Genomic DNA, 443 nt, shown 5'->3' on the forward strand with positions numbered 1-443 from the left:
CACAAATAGGGGCGCCATCACGGGGGGCGCGACCGTGAGCGGGGGCGGCCTGGCCACCGAGCGGGGGAGCCAATGCAAGGCCGGGCAGAAGAAATGCGGCTCGATGGGAAACACGAAGGCCGGCGTCTGGATGAAGAAATAGTTGGAGACGCGCTGCACCTCCTTCACCAGATTGGCCCGCAGATGCAGCGGCACATGCTCGATGACCGAATTGCAAACGGCGACATCGAAGGACTTGTCCTCGAAAGGCAGGTGCTCGCCGTCATAAAGGACGACCTTCATATGTCCGAAATCACCGCTGAAGGACCGCGCCTGGCCGTCATCGCGGATGTTGACAAGCGTGATGTCCCTTGGCACGTTGACGGCATCCTGCTTTTCCCAGAAATGGCGCGAGCCGCCCACGTCGCAAATCTTCAGCGAGGTGAAATCCGGCAGGGCCTCCC

The 443-nt window shown here is 61.4% G+C and carries 1 protein-coding gene; it reads right to left on the reverse strand.

From position 1 onward, the window contains the following. On the reverse strand, nt 1–443 hold a 443-nt coding region (locus tag R0J92_RS21755; RefSeq protein WP_411053169.1), incomplete at both ends, for a class I SAM-dependent methyltransferase.

The organism is Tritonibacter sp. SIMBA_163 (assembly GCF_046535935.1).
Lineage (GTDB): Bacteria > Pseudomonadota > Alphaproteobacteria > Rhodobacterales > Rhodobacteraceae > Epibacterium > Epibacterium scottomollicae.